At 33.6% G+C, this 2,700-nt stretch carries 3 protein-coding genes; 1 reads left to right on the forward strand and 2 read right to left on the reverse strand.

What is annotated here, in order from left to right; genetic code table 11:
- Both B2671_RS11865 and B2671_RS11870 read right to left on the reverse strand, forming a co-directional pair.
- On the reverse strand, positions 1 to 180 hold a 180-nt coding region (locus B2671_RS11865), incomplete at its 3' end, for a helix-turn-helix transcriptional regulator (protein ID WP_346870613.1).
- Positions 181 to 272: 92 nt separating this feature from the next.
- Positions 273 to 1,184, reverse strand: coding sequence for an AraC family transcriptional regulator (locus tag B2671_RS11870; protein WP_346870614.1), 912 nt, complete (start codon positions 1,182 to 1,184; stop codon positions 273 to 275).
- Positions 1,185 to 1,446: 262 nt separating this feature from the next.
- Here B2671_RS11870 and B2671_RS11875 point away from each other — a divergent pair, with 262 nt between their 5' ends.
- On the forward strand, positions 1,447 to 2,673 hold the full coding sequence (locus B2671_RS11875) for a Gfo/Idh/MocA family oxidoreductase (protein WP_346870615.1): 1,227 nt from the start codon (positions 1,447 to 1,449) through the stop codon (positions 2,671 to 2,673).
- Positions 2,674 to 2,700 lie beyond the last annotated feature (27 nt).

The raw sequence follows: 2,700 nt of genomic DNA on the forward strand, positions 1-2,700 counted from the left end.
AGATATTCCGCCACCTCTCCCTTTGCTCATATATACAGGAATGCCTGCTGATGATAATGTTTCAATATCACGATAAATGGTTCTACTAGAAACTTCAAATTTCTCTGCAAGTTCTTTTGCTGTAACGGTTTTTTTATCAAGAAGTATGTATATTATTTCAAACATTCGGTTGATTTGCATATCTTCACCTCTATCATATTATAACACATGAATATGACATCAATATGTCGTATTTATATACTGACAAATAAAGAATGGCAGCCACATTATGGCTACCACTTATAAGTCTGAGAAATTCCCTTTACGGATGAGATATATTCCATCGGCGACATTCCAGTTGACTTTTTAAATTGCTTAGAAAAATGCTGCAAAGAATTATAAGAAAGAAAATGTGCGATTTCAGTAATATTCATACTACCATCACGAATAATTTCCTTTGCACGCTCAATCTTCATATATATGAAATAATCAATTACTCCACAGTTTTTATTTTTGTGGAAGAGTGAATGTAAGGTTGAATGACTGATAGAAAATTCATTGCAAATATCTGAAATTCTAATTTGCTCGCAAATGTGTAGCTGTAAATAATGCAAAATTTGTTCAAATACATAGGATTTATTAGAGCTATCACAACACTGTTTTTGAGAAGAAGGTAAGTTATTAACTTTTTCATCATCACAATGATGCCTCTTTATATGAATTAGAAATTGTTCTAGATATAATAAAATTAATTGCTGTGAGCCAAAAGGTGCACTGGACGAGAGTTTTACTTGTTCAATGGACGGAATATGGAGTGGCGTTGAAAATGCAGTGCGAGCTTCTGAAATGATTTGTGCAATTATAGTTTTTTCTACAGAAGACAGAGTTGTAACTTTAGAATCAAAAAAATGCATTGAAGGAGAACTACACAAAAATGAAATTGCAACTAAATTAGGAGCTTTCGTTCCTATTGCTTCCAAAGCATGAAATTCATTTGGTCTATGAAAAATTATATCTCCAGCATGGAGCTGATAATGCTCAGAGTCTGCTTGCACCATAACTGTTCCTTTGTCTACATATAGTAATTCCCAAAAATCATGAGACTCACCATGGAAAACAAAATCTTTCAAGTACTCAAAATAGTGAATAGTTACGATTTCAGTGATTTCAATTTCTTTTTTTAATCTAGTACTGATATAAGTCATACAAACAACTCCTTGCTTATGCATTATTATCAATTTATTTTAGCAAATATAACAAAAGAATACAATTTTATTCTATAGATATTTTGGATGATATGACAATTAAACTGGATGATTGTAAAAGCTAAGTTTTAAAAAAACATATATAATATATGTATTAGTGCAGAAATTATAGAAAAGGTATTCTCTATGCACATAGAAGTACCTTTTAAAAATATGAATAAAAAAATATGAATAAAAAATAGAAGTAAATGGGGGATATAAAATGAGTAAAAAAATAAAAGTAGCATTAGCTGGACTTGGTAGTAGAGGAAAAGACACCTATGCATTAACCGCTAAACTATTTCCAGAGAAAATTGAAATTGTAGCTATTGCAGACATTGATCCCGCAAAGGTAGAAGATGTGGCAAGGGAATATAACATTCCACAAAAGGCATGCTATTACAGTGCAGAAGAACTAATTGCTCAGGATAAGCTGGCAGATGTTATGTTTATTACTACTCAGGATAAGGAACATGTAAGACAAGCAATCCCGGCCCTTAGAAAAGGCTATCACCTGTTATTGGAAAAACCAATTTCACCAGACCTTGATGAGTGTAGGGAAATTGTAAAAGTAGCAAATGNNGTTGTATGTCATGTGTTGCGTTATACACCATTCTATACAAAATTAAAAGAAGTAATTAACAGCGGTATAATTGGAGAAGTAGTTTCTGTTATGGCAATTGAAAATGTGGGATACTGGCATCAAGCACACAGTTTTGTACGTGGAAACTGGAGAAACTCAAATACTACTAGCCCTATGATATTACAGAAATGTTGGCATGATATGGACTTGTTATTATGGCTCACAGGTAAAACTTGTAAGTCTGTGTCTTCCTTTGGAAGCACCTATTTATTCAAGAAAGAAAATGCGCCGGAAGGAGCAACAAAACGTTGTATGGATGGATGCAAAGCAAAAGCAAATTGTCCCTTTGATGCAGAAAAGATTTATATAACAAATGAAAAAACTGGCGTGGCAAAGGGAAATACAAAGTGGCCTGTCGATGTATTGGCTCTTCATCCCACTGTAAAAAGTATTACAGAAGCAATTCAAAGGGGACCTTATGGAAGATGTGTATATTACTGTGATAATAACGTAGTAGATCATCAGGTTGTAAACCTAAATATGACAGATGGTGCCACCATTTCATTGACAATGTGTGCATTCACTGCTACAGGTTCACGTTATCAGAAGATTATGGGTACAAAAGGAGAAATTGTTGCAGATTTGNNAATCGATATATCTAAGCTATCAACGGATTTTTCTGGTCATGCAGGGGGGGACAATCGTATGGTGGAGGAATTCATTGATATGATTGCAGATGATGGAGAACCCACTAATGCCATTACATCAGTAGATAAATCCGTAGAAAGTCATTATTGTGCAATGGCAGCAGAACAATCCAGACTGGCAGATGGAGTGATGGTTGATTTGGATACTATAAGAAAATAAAATGGGATTAAGTAATTAAGTAATTAA

The sequence above is a fragment of the Clostridium sp. UBA5119 genome, assembly GCF_002414285.1.
Classification (GTDB): domain Bacteria; phylum Bacillota; class Clostridia; order Clostridiales; family Clostridiaceae; genus Clostridium_J; species Clostridium_J sulfidigenes.

What these genes read in the sequence shown, in the direction of transcription:
- B2671_RS11870 (WP_346870614.1), bottom strand. Translation starts at nt 1,184, where the DNA reads ATGACTTATATCAGTACTAGATTAAAAAAAGAAATTGAAATCACTGAA.